General features: G+C 38.5%; 20 protein-coding genes and 1 riboswitch. Of the genes, 3 read left to right on the top strand and 17 right to left on the bottom strand.

The window, feature by feature from the left end:
- Window positions 1-200 precede the first annotated feature (200 nt).
- The 6 genes from CYJ36_RS24740 to CYJ36_RS03110 form a co-directional block, all read right to left on the bottom strand.
- Entirely contained in the window at window positions 201-284 is an 84-nt protein-coding gene (locus CYJ36_RS24740; protein ID WP_219621068.1) for a putative holin-like toxin, read from the bottom strand.
- 189 nt (window positions 285-473) lie between these two features.
- On the bottom strand, window positions 474-737 hold the full coding sequence (locus CYJ36_RS03130) for a hypothetical protein (protein WP_101564691.1): 264 nt from the start codon (window positions 735-737) through the stop codon (window positions 474-476).
- 185 nt (window positions 738-922) lie between these two features.
- The gene (locus CYJ36_RS03125; RefSeq protein ID WP_101564689.1) at window positions 923-1,786 is read right to left on the bottom strand and encodes a cation diffusion facilitator family transporter; all 864 of its coding nucleotides are present in this window, start codon (window positions 1,784-1,786) and stop codon (window positions 923-925) included.
- Window positions 1,787-1,858: 72 nt separating this feature from the next.
- Entirely contained in the window at window positions 1,859-1,996 is a 138-nt protein-coding gene (locus CYJ36_RS03120) for a YvrJ family protein (protein WP_101564687.1), read from the bottom strand.
- Window positions 1,997-2,179: 183 nt separating this feature from the next.
- Window positions 2,180-2,398, bottom strand: a complete 219-nt coding sequence (locus CYJ36_RS03115) for a DUF2922 domain-containing protein (RefSeq protein WP_101564685.1) — start codon at window positions 2,396-2,398, stop codon at window positions 2,180-2,182.
- A gap of 34 nt (window positions 2,399-2,432) precedes the next feature.
- The gene (locus CYJ36_RS03110) at window positions 2,433-2,651 is read right to left on the bottom strand and encodes a DUF1659 domain-containing protein (RefSeq protein ID WP_101564683.1); all 219 of its coding nucleotides are present in this window, start codon (window positions 2,649-2,651) and stop codon (window positions 2,433-2,435) included.
- A gap of 186 nt (window positions 2,652-2,837) precedes the next feature.
- Between CYJ36_RS03110 and CYJ36_RS03105 the strand changes: the two genes are divergently transcribed.
- Window positions 2,838-3,308, top strand: a complete 471-nt coding sequence (locus CYJ36_RS03105) for a hypothetical protein (RefSeq protein WP_101564681.1) — start codon at window positions 2,838-2,840, stop codon at window positions 3,306-3,308.
- 330 nt (window positions 3,309-3,638) lie between these two features.
- On the opposite strand, the gene CYJ36_RS03100 is transcribed toward CYJ36_RS03105, so the two are convergent.
- From CYJ36_RS03100 to CYJ36_RS24000, 3 genes are all read right to left on the bottom strand, one after another.
- Window positions 3,639-4,481, bottom strand: coding sequence for a thermonuclease family protein (locus CYJ36_RS03100; protein ID WP_101564679.1), 843 nt, complete (start codon window positions 4,479-4,481; stop codon window positions 3,639-3,641).
- A 118-nt stretch (window positions 4,482-4,599) separates the two neighbouring features.
- Window positions 4,600-5,703, bottom strand: a complete 1,104-nt coding sequence (locus CYJ36_RS03095; RefSeq protein ID WP_101564677.1) for a M24 family metallopeptidase — start codon at window positions 5,701-5,703, stop codon at window positions 4,600-4,602.
- Window positions 5,704-5,739: 36 nt separating this feature from the next.
- Window positions 5,740-5,886, bottom strand: coding sequence for a hypothetical protein (locus tag CYJ36_RS24000; RefSeq protein WP_219621059.1), 147 nt, complete (start codon window positions 5,884-5,886; stop codon window positions 5,740-5,742).
- Between the two features lie 223 nt (window positions 5,887-6,109).
- Here CYJ36_RS24000 and CYJ36_RS03090 point away from each other — a divergent pair, with 223 nt between their 5' ends.
- Entirely contained in the window at window positions 6,110-6,445 is a 336-nt protein-coding gene (locus tag CYJ36_RS03090; protein WP_101564675.1) for a DUF3243 domain-containing protein, read from the top strand.
- On the opposite strand, the gene CYJ36_RS23995 is transcribed toward CYJ36_RS03090, so the two are convergent.
- Both CYJ36_RS23995 and CYJ36_RS03080 read right to left on the bottom strand, forming a co-directional pair.
- Window positions 6,442-6,687: a hypothetical protein gene (locus CYJ36_RS23995; RefSeq protein ID WP_101564673.1), complete on the bottom strand. Its 246-nt coding sequence runs from the start codon at window positions 6,685-6,687 to the stop codon at window positions 6,442-6,444. The two genes, CYJ36_RS03090 and CYJ36_RS23995, sit on opposite strands and share 4 nt — an antisense overlap.
- Window positions 6,659-8,812 carry a GDYXXLXY domain-containing protein gene (locus CYJ36_RS03080; protein WP_101564671.1) on the bottom strand — a complete coding sequence of 718 codons (2,154 nt, stop codon included), beginning with the start codon at window positions 8,810-8,812 and terminating at the stop codon, window positions 6,659-6,661. Before CYJ36_RS03080 ends, CYJ36_RS23995 begins: the two co-directional genes overlap by 29 nt.
- A gap of 523 nt (window positions 8,813-9,335) precedes the next feature.
- Here CYJ36_RS03080 and CYJ36_RS03075 point away from each other — a divergent pair.
- A complete protein-coding gene (locus CYJ36_RS03075) occupies window positions 9,336-9,539 on the top strand; it encodes a hypothetical protein (protein ID WP_101564670.1) in 204 nt (67 codons plus the stop codon).
- Window positions 9,540-9,582: 43 nt separating this feature from the next.
- Here CYJ36_RS03075 and CYJ36_RS03070 read toward each other — a convergent pair whose 3' ends face one another.
- The 6 genes from CYJ36_RS03070 to CYJ36_RS03040 form a co-directional block, all read right to left on the bottom strand.
- Window positions 9,583-11,493, bottom strand: coding sequence for a heavy metal translocating P-type ATPase (locus CYJ36_RS03070; protein WP_101564668.1), 1,911 nt, complete (start codon window positions 11,491-11,493; stop codon window positions 9,583-9,585).
- Between the two features lie 361 nt (window positions 11,494-11,854).
- Complete coding sequence (comJ, locus tag CYJ36_RS03065; RefSeq protein WP_101564665.1) at window positions 11,855-12,205, bottom strand: competence protein ComJ; 351 nt, start codon at window positions 12,203-12,205, stop codon at window positions 11,855-11,857.
- Window positions 12,206-12,228: 23 nt separating this feature from the next.
- The gene (locus CYJ36_RS03060; RefSeq protein ID WP_257962399.1) at window positions 12,229-12,582 is read right to left on the bottom strand and encodes a NucA/NucB deoxyribonuclease domain-containing protein; all 354 of its coding nucleotides are present in this window, start codon (window positions 12,580-12,582) and stop codon (window positions 12,229-12,231) included.
- A gap of 406 nt (window positions 12,583-12,988) precedes the next feature.
- Entirely contained in the window at window positions 12,989-13,351 is a 363-nt protein-coding gene (locus tag CYJ36_RS03050; RefSeq protein WP_101564661.1) for a cbb3-type cytochrome c oxidase subunit I, read from the bottom strand.
- Window positions 13,352-13,522: 171 nt separating this feature from the next.
- The gene (locus CYJ36_RS03045) at window positions 13,523-14,716 is read right to left on the bottom strand and encodes a NupC/NupG family nucleoside CNT transporter (RefSeq protein ID WP_101564659.1); all 1,194 of its coding nucleotides are present in this window, start codon (window positions 14,714-14,716) and stop codon (window positions 13,523-13,525) included.
- 147 nt (window positions 14,717-14,863) lie between these two features.
- A riboswitch (purine riboswitch) is annotated at window positions 14,864-14,965 on the bottom strand.
- Window positions 14,966-15,047: 82 nt separating this feature from the next.
- Window positions 15,048-16,376 carry a polysaccharide biosynthesis protein gene (locus tag CYJ36_RS03040; protein ID WP_101564658.1) on the bottom strand — a complete coding sequence of 443 codons (1,329 nt, stop codon included), beginning with the start codon at window positions 16,374-16,376 and terminating at the stop codon, window positions 15,048-15,050.
- Window positions 16,377-16,430: the final 54 nt, after the last annotated feature.

Here is a 16,430-nt window from a genome sequence, read left to right as displayed (position 1 = left end):
CAAAGAGTTTTGTATCTCATAATGGTTTGGATAAGTTCATTGTTTTTAATTAATTTCCCATGTATGAAAAGGATTTGCTTTTCATTTTATGGTATACTATTTTCGTAAAGCTGCAGATGGTGCAACATCTACAGCCAGAGCAGTCAAACAATGGATCAGCTGCTTGAGAAATTGTGTTTGATGACCTCATGCCTCGAGGTCTATTTTTTTTGCCCGAAACTCAGCACTGCCACAACTAATGTAGCAAAAGAAACCATTACAACTAAACTTTCAAAGATTGTCAATTGTCATCCCCCCTTTCCCAGGGGTTCTCACTGATCCATAAAAGATTGAGCTGCATGTCCATTATATCATCTATCGAACAAAACAGGAACATACGTTTGTATTTTGGTTCAATTCTCCTAATAACAAGCCGTTTCTTTCTTGACTGTTTATACCATTTTTTACATAAAAAAAAGAACACGTATAGTGTTCTACATGTATTTTGCAGGATTCTTTTGGTTATTCTCTATTGAATTACAGGCTATTTTCATTTTTGCCAATGTACCCTTTAGTGTTTCCTCATGATTGCATTGATCATTTAAATACATTTCTGATAAGTCGTAAACAGATCGTGAAAGCAGTTCAACCACATTTTTTAATGAGGATGCATCTGGAGTATACCCATCATGTAAAACTTTTCGAACGATCTCATCGCTCAACCCTTTTATTTTTATGACCTTTTCTTTCTCAGGCATATTTCATCCTCCTTTATTGTTCATATATAACGTATTCGCCAGCACCTGCTTATCCCCTTTGTATGATTCTGTCGAGATAAAGGAGGTTTTCTTTAAGCATGCTAAAAGGCTCTCATTCGCTGAGAGCCTTACTCTTTTTCTGTTAAATTATCATGTTCCTGACTAAGTCGGTTCCGCTTTTCTTGCTAAGATGGTTCTATGTGAACGTGTACATGGGAAATCCGATGTTCCTTCTCCATTCTTTTCTCTACTTCATCCGTTATTTCATGACTTTCGGATACATTTAAATTTGCATGAATCTCTATTACGACATCGACAAGAACACTGCTGCCAAGATATCTCGCTTTAATGTCTTTAAGGCGATCTACACCTGGAGTTGTTTCAACTGTTTGTTTATAGTCGAGCAGCTTTTGTTCATCAAAACCGTCTGTTAACGAATGTGCAGTCTCTTTAAAAATATCCCAGGCAGTTTTACAAATAATAAATCCAATTGTTATGGCTGTAATTGTATCAAACCAGGCAAGACCAAACTGAGAAGCGATTATGCCTGCAAATGCCCCGACACTGACTAGGGCATCTGAACGATTGTCATGAGCAGCCGCAATCAATGCTTTGGAATTTATTTTCTTAGCAAGAGCTTTATTGTAGCGATACACTCCATACATAATACTTGCACTGATAATGGCAGCCCAGGCCGTGATTACATGGGGTGATTCCGTTTTCGGCTCCGCAATCGATTTGAATCCTTCAAACAAAACCTGAATTCCCACTGACATAATAATAAATGAAGCAACTAGCGCAGCAATAGCTTCTGCTTTAAAATGGCCATAATGATGATCATGGTCAGGCGGTTTTTGCGAAATTCTGAGTCCAATTAAAACGGCTGCAGATGCAATTACATCTGTTCCATTATTTAATCCATCTGCAAGTAAGGCTTGGGAAGAATACAGATAGCCGATCGTCAGCTTAGAAGCTGCGAGAATTATGTAAGCCGCGATGCTCAGCCAAGCACCGCGTTCTCCTTTTTTCAAATCTTGATAGACGTCCAATGTTTTCAATTCCCCATTCAAATCAGTTTAGAATTTCTAAAAAAGTGAGTTAGAACCAATGAATACAAACCTTTACTCATTCCATTGCTTAGGCAGCATTTGAATCGAAGAATTCAACGTGTCCAGCTTGCTTTCAATTCTGTGCAGCAAATATAAGGTAACCATAATTGGAAAACCGACTTCACTCACAAATTGGATCCACTGCTCCATTTTATAATTCCTCCTTATCCAATTTTTATGTTTCTTGATTATGAAAGCTGTGTTCGAATAGATTGTTGGTTCGTCGCAGTTAGCCTTTTTATTAGAGTTTCTTTTCTTCTTTTTTCAAATAAAGTATCTGTTCAGTGTTTAAAGGCCAGATCTCACCATACCTGAGATCTGGCCTTTTCGTCATTATCCGATTGTAAGATCCGTCACATTTCTTTCAACCACTCTTGCACCTTTTTTGCTGATGAAATCACCCCCGGCAGATGTAAATGCATTAGAGGATAAAATCATATCCATTGCACTAGAAATCTCGCTCTCTGCAAGTGGTTCTTTTGGAGAATCAATATTGATCTTTACTTGTTTGCCTTCTGCATTTAAAAACTGAAGTTCTAAAATTTTCGACATTCTTATCCCTCCCTTCTATAAGATTTCAATTTGATTAAGCTGTTACCTGGTGTGAGTCGTTGCGTTCGACATGTGCAAGTAATTGAGTCTGCAATCCTGTAATTGCGGTTGCTGCTTCTAATAACTGCTCTGCTGTAGCTGATGTTTTGATGTTATTGTAATTTTTAGATTTGAAAACGGGCTCGCCTTTTTCATCCACACCCACTTCAAACACGAGACGAAGCTGTGAATCAAGTATGATTGTTTCTGCCATGCTGATCACCTCCTTTCATAAACGTTATACATTTGAAAGAAGAGTACAGTAGCATAGAAAAAGGATTTTTTTAAAGAAGTTTTTAGTATGTTATTGAGTTTTTTACAAAAAATAACATAACGTTGATTCGTTTTTATGAACGCACAGATATAAGAATCACACGAATCCTGACAGGTAGGTATAGATGTGAAAACAAGTAAACTAGAGGTACTATTTTGGAGTATCGCATTTCCGGGGTTTGGTCAGCTGCTCAACAGACAGTTAATTAAAGGCATTCTCTTTATTTCACTTGAAGTGCTCATTAATTCTTTCAGTCATTTTAATCAAGCAATCATGTTCAGTTTTATGGGAGAAATTGATAAAGCCTTCGAAACTGTTAACTTTGGCTGGCTGATGTTTTATCCATGCATCTATATGTACGCTATGTATGATGCATATAAAAATGCAGATGGCATCACGCCTCCGTTCTCCTTTCTTCCTTTTGCATTTGCAGCTTATTTTGTGACAGTTGGACTCATGTACTCGCCAAAACTGAAACTTTTCGGTTTCCAATTTGGACCGATCTGGCTCCCGATGCTGTTTGTAATACCTGGGTTATTAACTGGTTTTCTTTTGCGGTTCATAATAATGAAAGTTCAGACATATCAAAATCAATAGAATAAAATCATATACGTTTTTAAGAATAATAAATCGGGTAATTAAATCTTAGAGGCAATGATTCAATACATCTAAGATTTTCACTTACTCTAACTGGCGCGGGCTTGGAACCGCAAGGACGTTTGAGAGGGAGGGCTTACGTTGTTTAAGTGTGGCGGATGGACTGAATTAAGTTACTCATGCTGCTTCTTTCCTCTATACATACATGCGAAATATAATTAAAATAAATGTTAAAAAAGCACATATACTCAGTTAAGTTAATCTGCTTACATGAGTAAATGTGCTTTTTATTATCTAAATAATCGACCTTATCTTCGTATTGTTCCGCTTTTATCTTTTAGATGCACGATATCCGGCATTTACAGCTTCTTCTTCAGAGCAAAACATTTCTTCTTCTTTAGTCACTTTATAGTACTGCCCTTCTGGAAGGTGATATATTTTATCACCAGAAGAAGAAATATTTCCTTTTATGGAGCACGTTTCAACTGCTGCTGCAGGCTGGTCATGTTCCTGCTCGGTCCCAGCTTCTGCAGACTCATTGAATCCCTCATCCTCTGTTGCATAATTTTCAATGCTCCAAATCCCAAGCTCTTTTTGCTGAGCAGTTTTTTGAAGCTCATAAAACTCATCAACATGTTTCGTATTTGGGGCATAAACGTAACCGACACGGGCTAGTCCTGTTTCAATCAGGAGCTTATTGAACATTTTCCCATCAACATGAAGATAGACGAGCAGCCGTCCATACTTATCGCGCTCCCCTACATCAAGCTCAAGTTCAACGTCTTTATTAGAAAGCGTGCTTTTTGCGAATGCACTCGCTTCAGGGCCGAATGGCTGTACCGGCTTGCTGGGATGGACGGTCTCCGGCGTGTCGACAAGCAAAAGGCGCAGTGTCTCTTCTTTTCCTTGAACCATCACCTTTACTGTATCACCATCAATGACTTTTACTACCTTGGCAGGAATAAAATCACTGTTTTTTGACTGAGAAGCTGGTTCAGTTTCTTCATTTGAAGGTGACGCAACGTCTTCATGCGGTGCAGAAGCTGCTTGTTCATTCGTTTTTTCCTCTACTTTGTCTTGTGTAGAACTTTCACTGATTGGTTCATCCTGAACTGAATTTGCACATGCTGTCAACGTTAAGGCTGTCATTATGAGCAGCAGCCATTTTTTCATTTTCTCTATCCCCTTTTTTATTCATCCAAGAATCAGACCGCACATCTCATCATGTACGGTCTGAACTTGTTCTTTCTTTATTTAGATGTCATCCAAAATCATTCGGAAAATCTGATCTTTACTTAATAATCTGCAGTTCTTTAGGGAATTTCGTCAGTGTCTCATTGCCGCTGCTTGTTATATATACGTCATCTTCAATGCGGACACCGCCTATTTCAGGGACGTAAATGCCTGGTTCAATTGTATAAACCATTCCTTCCTGAAGCAAATCATTGTTTGTGTGGCTCATGGATGGGAACTCATGTACACTGATGCCAAGTCCATGTCCTAAGCGATGAGGGAAATATTCTCCATAGCCGGCATCTGTAATCACATCACGGGCAATCTGATCAAGTTCGCCAATTCTTGTACCCGGCATACTTGCAGCAAGCGCTTTGAGCTGCGCATCAAGAACAGTCTGATAGATTTCATTTTGTTTCTCGCTAATGGATTCAAATGCAAACGTTCTGGTAATATCTGAACAATAACCATCGAGAACGACTCCTAAGTCAAATAAAACAAAGTCACCTGATTTCAGCGCAGTTAATCCTGGATTACCATGCGGCTGTCCTGATTTTTGACCGAAGAGAACCATCGTAGAAAAGGACATTTCGCGAATCCCTTTTCTTTTTAATTCATATTCGATTTTTGCAAGTACGTCCATTTCACTGATTCCTGATTGCAGAGCCTGAACCCCTACTTCAACTCCGAAATCTGCAAGCTCTGCTGCCTGTCTTAAAATATCGAGCTCTTTTTCATCCTTGATCAGGCGAAGCTGATTCATGATATCTTCTGCAGAAACAAGATTTGCCTGAGTTAAGATTTGAAGCAGCTGTTCAGCACGGGCGAATGAAAGCAGTTCTTTCTCTACAGCTGCTTTTTCGGCATGTTCCTGCCCTCTTTTGTTAATGGCTGTCCGCACCTTGTCCCATGCGTTTTCATGATCTGCATATCCGATAATCTCCCCATCAAACCCGGCAGATCTAGCTTGTGATACTTCCATTCCAGGACATATTAAAAACGGTTCTGCTTCTTTAAATACAAATAAGCCCAATAATCGTTCATGGGGATTTGTGTGAAAGTTTGTTAAGTAGAAAATATTTTCTGTTGATGAAATAAAGGCAACATCTGTTTCCTGCTGCTTTAACCACTCAGATAGCTTGTTTAATCTTGCTTTTTGCATAAGATTTCTCTCCTTCATCTCCATATGTCTTCTCTATCATACGCCAAAATCATCCGAACTTAAAGAAGATGGATGAACTTCATGATGATTGAGATTCTCTTTTTCATTCATCTTTAACTTTAGCTTTTGAAGAACACGCAGCACTCTCATTCGATTGCAGCGCTGAATCATAATAAATGGCATGTTAAATACAAGGGCGTACTTTTTCTGCAGCAGCTTTTCTTATCTTGCCTTACTCCTCTATGATTGTCTCCTTCAAAAAACGGGGTACAGCTGGAAAGGTAGAACGTATCAATAATAGGTTCTTAGTTTTTAAGCAAATGTACACATTCAATCCTATTGAAAAGGTTTACCCTCTGTCAGAACGGGAATGTAACCATTAACTTTAACAGGAGGTGCAAGGGAAATGTCAAATCATCACATTAAAGACGATTCGATTCAAACCGAAAAAATTGAAAAGAAACTAGATTCTATGAACAACGAGAAAATGGAAGCTATTTTGCGGGATTTTGATGAGTTCAGGTCCTATTTAGGCGAAAAGGTAGAAGCTGGTAAGCGTTTGGGGTTAAGCGATGAAATGCTGGCAAAAGGCGCAGAAAAAGTTGCGAACTATCTAGCAAATAACGTAGAGCCCCGCAATAGCGAAGAAAATCTTTTAAATGAGCTTTGGAAAGTCGGGAATGATGAAGAAAGACATTTTCTTGCACACATGCTCGTAAAACTCGCAAACGACGCGAACTAGTAAGAAGAGCGGAAGCGCCCGTTTAGCGCAAGCATGACAGAAAAGAATCCGGCAGAAAAGTCCGGGTTTGACTTTTCCTGCGGATTTGTTCTGGCGGTGGAGCCAGACATCAATGCGCAAAATTTTCTGCTTTCATATTTCTTTAGAAATTGAACGAAAATAATCTTCCAAAAACCGAAAAATCCATCCCTTGCAATCAGGGATGGATTTTTATCATTCATTCCACTCAGAAGCTTTGTCATTCACATCTGCCAGCAAGGCATTTCCTTCGTCTGATACGATGACTTTAGCATATTTAGCATGACGTTCAAGTTCAAATCCGGTACCCTCTTCTACAAAGAAGGATTCGATTCCAAATATGAGGCTGTCATAGCCATTATATTTTCCAGTGAGATATGCTTCATCTGTTTCTGGCTTTTTGCCGGTTTCAGAAATACCTCCAGCAAATACTTCACCAGTTGATCTGTATACTCCTTTATCATCTTTTTTCACCTTTAAGGTAAATACTGTTCCTGTTTTTACAGCTTCTTTTGGCTGATATCTGCCTGCTTCATAACGCAGCTGCACGTAATCTCCTTGAAGCATGGATCTGGGATCAACAGGCTCCAGCTGCAGGATGATCTCTTTGCCTTCATTTATGGCCTTTTCATTTGAATAGCTTTGAAATCCTGTGAATGCAAGCTGAAGAACGAGAATACAGGCAATCATAGACCACGTCTTATTTGAGAATATTTTAACGTTTGCAAGTTTTTCTTTGTCTAAATATTTTACAGCTGTAAAAATCAGCAATCCAAGCAGCAGGAAAGTCAGAGATTTATGAAGCAGCTTCCATGCGAAATCATAATAAAGCCCAATAAAGAAAAGAATAAAATATACCCATACAATATTCGTTTTAACAGAGCTTTCTCTCTTTTGATAAAGACTAAGCATTGCAGCAGCCATTATTAAATAAAGAATTTGATAGATGAGAGTTTCCCGCCAATCTGTGCCCCAAAAGGCTGATGGGTAAAGAAGCAGAAATCCGTAAAAAACACTGAAACTGCTTACCTTTCTGATTCGATCAGCCGGAATAAGCAGCAGCAAAAACTGTGCAATCGATAGAATGGCCAATACGATGCGAAAATGTTCAAACCATTGCAGATGTACAGAAAACAGACTGATAAGACTCGCCAGCAAGAACGAATAGGCAAGAAATTGAAGAAATTTTTCTTTCTCAAACCAGATGACGAACACGCTGATAATGATATAAAGAGCGGTCACTCCGGCATCCAGCATAAAAATGCCGCCAAGTCCTGATAAAAAACCTGATATGAACAAGGTATACCTTGCAGCGGTGTAAAGCTTTTTCCAAAATACAGCCGCAGCAAGAAAAAGCAAGCTAAAGACAACAAGACTATATTCAGATTCGAAAATAAGAAATAATAATCCACCGAAACTGAATGTAAGCAATAATGAAGAAGTAAAGGTAATGATGACAATCAAACTATTTTTAAACACTTTATACATTAGAGAATTTTCTGGCGCTCTTTTGGTTACCCGAATGACAAGGTAAATGCCTCCTCCTAAGAAGGCGAGTGTCCCAATAATAGAAAATAAATAAAAGCTCATCGGGCCGATTTTGTCTGAAAGCCTTATGCTGAGTTCTGCATACTTCGAGAGCGCAAAGATTCCAAGCATCACGAATGTAATGATGGTAAGCGCGTGATAGCTGTCTTTTTTCATGAACAGGTAATAGCTGAGAATGATGACAAACACGTATATGATGTTCATCCATGAACTAAATGGCTCAAACACTTCGTAAAATGACATAATAATTAAGAAGATATGGATAAGTGTAAATGATACGTACTGAAGAAGCTTTAGCCTTAATCCAGAAGCGATGACGAATATGATCGCATTAATCAGGACCATGCCAAGATAAATCAGCCATTCTTCAAAGTCAGACCGATTGATTGAGACGCTTGTTGGAAACATATAAAACCAGTAGGCCAGCAGCAGAAGCACATAGCTCAAGACCGCAAAAGGCTGATACCTTGTGATGACCGCAAGTGCAATGGAAGGCAGCAGCCAAATCACAAATAAGAGATAGCTGTCAGCATGGGAATTATAAATTTGGCCGATTAAGGCGACAGCTGCTCCAAATGAGATCGCCCCCGAAACGAGGAGCCATTTAGGCAAATCTTCACGATTTGAAATCAGCTTTCCGGATAAAAAACTCGCTCCGTAAAATAAAATCATAATTCCTATCGAGAGAGCGACCTTTTCTAATCGTTCAAAACCACCCCAATTAGAGGCGAAAAAGTAAATAATTCCTGATAAAATGAAAATGATGGCACTGACATATCCAAGCGGAATGATTTTCCCCATGATCTTCACCAATCTTTCTTCAATAATGATAAATTAAATTTAGCTTTATCATATCATTTTTAGACTTAGTCTTATATCTAATCCTTATGATCAGGTATAAGAAAAGAGTCTATTTTTAATGCCCTTTAAAATTAGAGAAGTTATCCCTATTTTATGAGCACTGGAACTAAGCTGAACTTAGATAGAGCCATTTTTTATCCTTATTGTTAGGTAATCCTCACTCATGTCGCATTGCCAGATGTGAGTCCCGATTGTTTAAAGCAGGAACTGGGATTTTGATCATTTTAACGCTCATACAAAATATGTTAGAAGGATCGAAACAAAGCAAATACAATATATAATATCAAAGGAGATTCCACCATGCCAAACATTACCTAAACAGTTTGTTTCCATTTTTGCAGTGCTCTGATTCAATTTCTGTTCATTCTTCGAATAAAAGGAAAATCTGTATTTTCAATGTGTTTTCATTTTATGTATAATTAATGTGGGAATTCGTTCTTTACCTAGTAAGGAGATGTTAGCAATGCTGCAAATGATGAAACGGAATATAGTCCTCATCTTATGTATTATCGGTTTTGCATCACCTTTTATTTTTATCCGATTAACGGATTGGTTTTATTATAGCTCACTGATCGGCTGGATTATCGGATTCATTTGTATTGTTTCAGCATATGTCATTGTGAGCAAACGGCCTGATGATGATAAAGCCGGGGAAAGAACGACATAAATACATAAGAAAATGGACGAAATTGATCTTTCGTCCATTTTTTCTACCTTAACAGTCTCAGTCCATTCAGTATGACAAGAATTGTACTTCCTTCATGCCCGATGACTCCTAGCGGCAAATCAAGGACCTGTAAAAAATTAGAACAAATGAGCAGGGCGATGACTGACATTGAAAAGATAATATTCTGTTTCACAATTCGATCCATTTTCTTAGAGACTTCAATCGCTTTTTTCAATTTAGTTAACTCGTTTTTCATTAAGACTACATCTGCAGTTTCCAGTGCGACATCGGTCCCTTCTCCCATTGCTATCCCCACGCTTGCTGCAGCCAGTGCCGGTGCATCATTGATTCCGTCTCCAATCATTGCTGCGTGCCCATATTTCTCTTTCAGAGATTTCACTTGATTTACTTTATCGTCTGGCAGGCACTCCGCAATGAACTGGTCAACTTTTGCTTCTTTTGCAATCGCATGTGCTGTTGCATGGTTATCCCCTGTAAGCATGACCGTATAGATGCCTTCTTTTTTTAGGTCTGCAATTGCCTGAACGGCTTCCGGTCTTAAAACATCCTGCAAACTAAGAACGCCAGCAATTCCACTCTCATTTTTTACATAAACGATGGTTTTGCCCTCATGTGATTTTTCCAATCCAAATGCAGTCATATCGCTGTTTTCATCATTTTCTATCACAGGTTTGCCAATACTCCACAATTCACCCTTCCAGTCTGCACTTACACCAAAACCTGATTTTTCTTGAACAGAGAGCGTATGAGGATGAATAGACGGAAACTCCTTTTGAATGTAGCTGACTATGGCTTTTGCCAGCGGATGATTGGATTGTTTTTCAATGGACAATACCGCAGTATAAAAATCCGACTCATTTGCATGCTCACTAATTTTCACGTCTGTTACAACAGGTTCTCCTTTTGTAAGCGTCCCTGTTTTATCAAAAGCAATTACTTTGAGGCGGCTTAATCTTTCTAAATGGACTCCTCCCTTGAACAGCAGTCCATTTCTCGCTCCATTTGAAATCGCTGATAATGTAGCAGGTGTAATTGAAGCGACTAATGCACATGGGGAAGCTACAACCATTAACACCATTGCTCGGTAGAAGCTTTCACTGAAGCTCCATCCGAGCAAGTAATGCGGAAGAACCATCATCAGGGCAACAGCAAGCAAGACTCCTTTAACATACGTGCCTTCAAACTTTTCAATAAATTGCTGTGAAGGAGACGATTCTGATTGTGCTGATTGAACAAGTTTGATTATTTTTTGGAAAAGGGTCTCATCACTGTTTTTTGTTACCTTCATTATGATGGATCCATTTATATTAACTGTTCCTGCAAACACCGTATCCTCAGTTTTCTTTTCAACAGGGATGGATTCACCTGTAATCGCTGATTGATCGATGCTTGTTAAACCTGATAAAATCTCCCCATCAGTTGGAATTCTTTCACCGGGCTTCACAGCAACTAAATCTCCAATTTCCAAAGAAGAGACATGAACTCTTACTTCCTTGCCATCACTCACCAGCAGTGCTTCCTCTGGCTGCAATTCCATTAATGAGGTGAGTTCACGCTGGCTTTTATTGAGCGTAAAGGTTTCCAGCGCGCCGCTTAAAGCAAAAATAAAAATCAATATCGCTCCTTCAATCCAATAACCGATAAACCCTGATCCAATAGCTGCAAAAACCATTAATAATTCCACATTCAGCTTTTTCTCTGCCAGTGTTTCTTCGATTCCTTCCTTCGCTTTTGCATATCCTCCGATAAGAAAAGCTGTAATAAAAAAGAAAACAGCTGCGGGTGAGTTTTCCTGATTTAATTGGATGGCCCAGCCTATTAAAATAAGGATTCCCGATAGGATAGCGGCAATCAATTCTCCGTATTCTTTTAATCTAGCAAACTTTGACTCTTCTTTCATATCATGATGAAATACATTTTCATTTACTATCATCTAATCACTCCCTAATTGAGAAAAATAATCATCTTCAATCTCCATTTTAAATATCAAATGCTGCTGTAAAACAGCAGCAATCGCCCATATTTCTAGTGTGTCTTATCAGTATATGTATCATTATACCAAAATGTACATGAAACTCAAATAAAAATTATTATAATTTCTATTTAATAATTATTATCAATAAGAAAGAGAAAGCCCCCGTTTAGCGCAGATATAACAGAAAAGAATCCGGCAGAAAATCCGGTTTTGACTTTTCCTGCGGATTTGGTCTGGCCGAGGAGTTGGGCGATTCCGCTCGCCGCCATGCGGGAAATTTTATGCGTTCTTATCTCTTAAAAAAAGAAAAAAAGACTGGTTATGCACCAGCCTCTGTAAATTGGAGAATATATTTAACTTTGTAAAGCCCGTTACTGCGCTTTTCTTCAACCGGTATTCCATAAAAAGATAAATAATAGTTTCCTGAGGGTACTTCATAGAATAATGAGCGGGATAATATACTTTTAATTTCTACTTTCCCATCCAAAACTTGAAATGGAACTCTGCATGTAATTTCAGGTGTATTATTAAACTTTATGTCCTCAAGTGTAACCTGATTTTCGAGATCCTGTTTTGACCACTCCATATGAGGTGCTGGTTTTCCTGCCTGAGATACTGTTATTTGATGATAAGAAACGAGAAGTTCATTTTCATTCCTTATTTTCTCCATATCCTCACACTCCATCCGGCAGATTAGTCTGCAATAAATAAAACTTTCGTGCCATCTGGGTAATTTTCAAGCTGATTGCCTGCCCATGAACCTGCTCCGCGATTGTCAGACGGAGTTACATATCTGACTGAGGCACCCGCTCCGCCTTCCTCACACATCGCCATCGGCCATTCATCACGATCATTTCCTGGTTTTGCAGGAATGCCAGCCAAGCTTTCTTCTCTTCTTTCTTCTGCCCCATCACGTTCAATTGTACAAACGTCAGAATGTCCTGCAGCATTGGCATCGAAAATATGATCTCCAGTTTCAGAGTATAGGTCCATTGGAAAATATAAAACCTCATCATAGAATGATTCTGGTCGCTTTAGAAGACCGATATGAAAGAAGAGGGCAGAATCAGAAAATACAGATACTACAAGGATACATTTTACGACTCGATTATAATGGGTATGCAGAGAGAGGAATGGATCGCACTTTCTTAAAAGCTGCTTTCGCAATTTTTAGAAAGAAGCCTTCTTAAAAATATTCACCGTATGAAAACTGAGTTTTTTCTCCAAAATAGAAAAAGGATGTCAGCTTGTTTATTTTGAGAGGAGGATGCATAGTGGCACTTGTCGTTATTTGCAAGCATTGCAGCGGATCAGGAAAAATAAGATCAAATCCCTTGTTTCCACTATCTAAAAAATGCTTACTCTGCAATGGAACTGGAAAGTATAATGAATTCACTTATAAAAATTAATTAATTGAAAGGAAGCATACTAAATATGCTTCCTTTGCCAATTGTCATTTTAAATTGGCTAAAACGTTATAAACAAAAAACAATAATCCAATAACAGTGGCGAATGATCCAATGATTGTAAGGAGCAGCAGACTGTTATTCCCTGCAACAGTAAATGCCAGGCCGATCATCATCATCGGCAAACCGATATTGTGCAGCCAAAAATGCGTTTTTGCCAATAAATGATCCGTTAATTCAGGAAATAAATAATATAAAATACCTGCAATAGTAAGTGTCGTCCACCCTAATAAATTAATGTGAACATGAACCGGTGTCATCGTATAATCATGAACGATTGACATATAAAGTCCGAGCAAAAGTCCGACAGCCAAGTAAAGAACCGATATTTTAATCAATTTTATCCCCATTAAGAAACCTCCCTACATGAAAATTGATTGAGTTACATATTAATGTACGCTCTCATGTAGTTCTTTTAGAATATGTCCTAAAAAAGGTTAGATCCTCTCCCTTACTTTTGTCGTTCCTTTCAAGAAAAAGACCATAAGAAAAAGCACCCTTATTCAGGTGCTTCCACTTCATTATATAAACATTCCCACTAATACAGCTGTTATAAAACTGGCTAAAGTTCCGCCAACAATTGCTTTTAACCCAAGTTTGGAAACAAGAGAACGTTTTGTTGGCTCGAGTGATCCTAAACCAACAATTAATTGGCCAATTGAAGACAGGTTTGCAAAGTTACAGAGTGCAATCGATAAAATAGCCACTGTTTTAGGAGATAGCTCATCAATCATTTTGCTTAAGTCAAGATAGGCAACAAATTCGTTTACCGATAATTTGGTCCCGATAATCGAAGCTGCTCTGAAAGCATCTTCAATTGGTATGCCAATCATGATGGCAAATGGATAAAACACATATCCGAAAATCGTTGATAGGTCCGTTCCAATCAACCCGAGACCGCCATTAATAAGAGCAAGTATGCTGATAAAAGCAATCAGCAAACCGCCGATGTTTAGAGCAAGAGTCACACCGCTTACGGCTCCTTCAGCAATCGCTTCAAATACATTAGCATGCTTCGTTTTTTCCATTGCAACATCATCATTTGTTTTTGAAACCTCTGTTTCAGGCTCCAGAAGCTTTGCAATAATCAAGGATACAAATGGGACACTAAAAACCGAGATGAGCAGATACTTCATGTCAATTCCCATTAACGAGTAACCGACAAGTATTGCACCGCTGGCTGAAGCTGTTCCTCCAACCATGACGGCAAATAGTTCAGACCTCGTTAAATCTTTCAGGTATGGACGCACGAGCAAAGGAGCTTCAACTAATCCTAAAAATGAATTGCCGACAGCACTGAACGTTTCAACTTTTGTTGTGCCTAATAGTTTGCCAATGGATAATCCAATGATTCTAACGACGAATGGAATAATTCTTAAATAATATAGAGCTGAAATAAGTGCAGATATAAAAATAATGACAGCAAGGACATTTATTGCAAAAACAAAGGTAATATTCGATCCTTCTTCATAAAAACCGCCAAAAACAAATTCAATTCCTTCGCTGCTGAAATCAATAATTTTTTGTACAGCAAATGCTGCTTTCTCAAGAATGATTTCTCCGGCTTTGACTTTCATTACGAATAAAATCAAGGCACCTTCAAGCAATAAACCAATTCCAATCGTTTTCCAAGGAATGCTTTTGCGATTGCTGCTCAGGAGCCAGCCAAGAAATAAAATTCCGGCAAGTGATAAAATTCCATAGAAAATATTCAATCTAATTCCCCCATCATTTCAAGTCTTGTTCAGCCGTTTCCCTCACATAATCAGATGTGGTCTGAAGTCAGACAACTAAAAATGATAAAAAAAGAGACCATGTTCAAACTTATAAAGAAAGCTTGAACAATGGACTCGTTTCAGACAACCTGTTCGTACCTTCCTCATAGTCCGGCACTTTAAGGCTGCCAGGTAGAAACTTATGGACCATATCTCCATGATTATATAAGGAAAACGTATGAAGTTATCTTCGTATTGTACAGCGCCGAGTGTGCTTAATCAATCCTTTTTATCATTATCAAACTAGCAAATGTATTGTTTACTTTCTGAATCATCTATAAATATTAGCGCCTCGTTCAGTCAGCCATAGTGTAATCCCAATTTTTTGGCAGATCGTTACATAATGCATCAGGGTTAATAGAACAATGCCTGTATTCATTCCAAGAATGATCCCAACCATATTGAATGATGATTGAGAACCAAGCAGAAACATCATGGCAAATGAAACGACATGTGACCAAACAGTATGAAAAAAAGCTTCTTTTACAAGCCCCAGCCCAATTAAATAAGCCTGCATCGGTATCACAAAAAAATGAAACAAAAAGTATGGCCATAGCAGCTTTAAATAAAAGGCAGCCTGATCTGAAGAAAAAAACAGCGATGTCAGCGGTTCAGCAAAGAGATAAATAATAAATACTGCAGGCACCCCGTAAAGCATTGTAAATGACATTGATTGCTGCAGCAGCACACGAAGTGATTTTAAATCCTGTTTCGCATAAGAATCAGATACGTTCGGGATCAGCATAATCATCAAGGAATGTGCGATAAAGGCAGGAAAGAAGCCGATCGTCATGGCTACACCTGTCAGCATTCCGAAATGCTCAGTTGCTGCAACTGTTCCAAATCCTGCGGCTATCAGTGCTGTCTGAATTAAAAAAGGCTGTATCGCATTTGTGATCGCATGAAAAATGCGAAGGCCTGTTGTCGGCAATGATACAGCAAGCAGCTTTTCCCGTGCGTATTTGCCCGTTGTAAAGGTATTGTTCTCATACTTAAGAGCGTGCATATGTATCATAAATATGCTGATTAAATAAACAAAGACAATCAGTTCACTTCCAATAAATGCGCACAATGCAATCAGAAGTGCGTTTTGATCAAATTGAAAAACGGTAAAGATGAGAATAAGCACTCCAAATTGAACGGCTTTTCTCAAAAAATTTGAAAATGCAATTTTTCCCATTTGCTGAACACCCATAAAGTAGCCTCTTGCAATTGAAGAGAATGAGGCGATTGGGATTAAGCCGATGATCAGCCATTTGATAACAGGATGAAAACCATCTAATAGAGAAGATGCTGAAAATAAAATAATTGAAGCGATTAAAACGAAAAAAGTAACAAACGTTGTCATCTTCAGGGCATGGCGCAGCATGCTGTAATGCAGAACCCTCTTATTTTCAGCAATATATTTCGAAATGGAAATCGGCAATTCTAAGCTTGCCAGTACAGCCACTAAAAAAATGACCGGCAATATGGACATGTATCTGCCCATTCCTTCTTCTCCAAGCTCTCGCGCTAAGATCATATTCACAAAAAATTCAATGCATTCACTAAAAAAAGCGGCCACGATTAATAATAAGGTTCCTTTAAAAAAGGAATTCATGCTGTCTCACTCCTTGGGGAAGAACTTTCTATAAAGGTATGAGACAAGTCGTAT

This window comes from Bacillus sp. UMB0893, assembly GCF_002858905.1.
Lineage (GTDB): Bacteria > Bacillota > Bacilli > Bacillales > Bacillaceae > Bacillus_P.
This window is presented reverse-complemented; position numbering and strand designations above follow the sequence as displayed.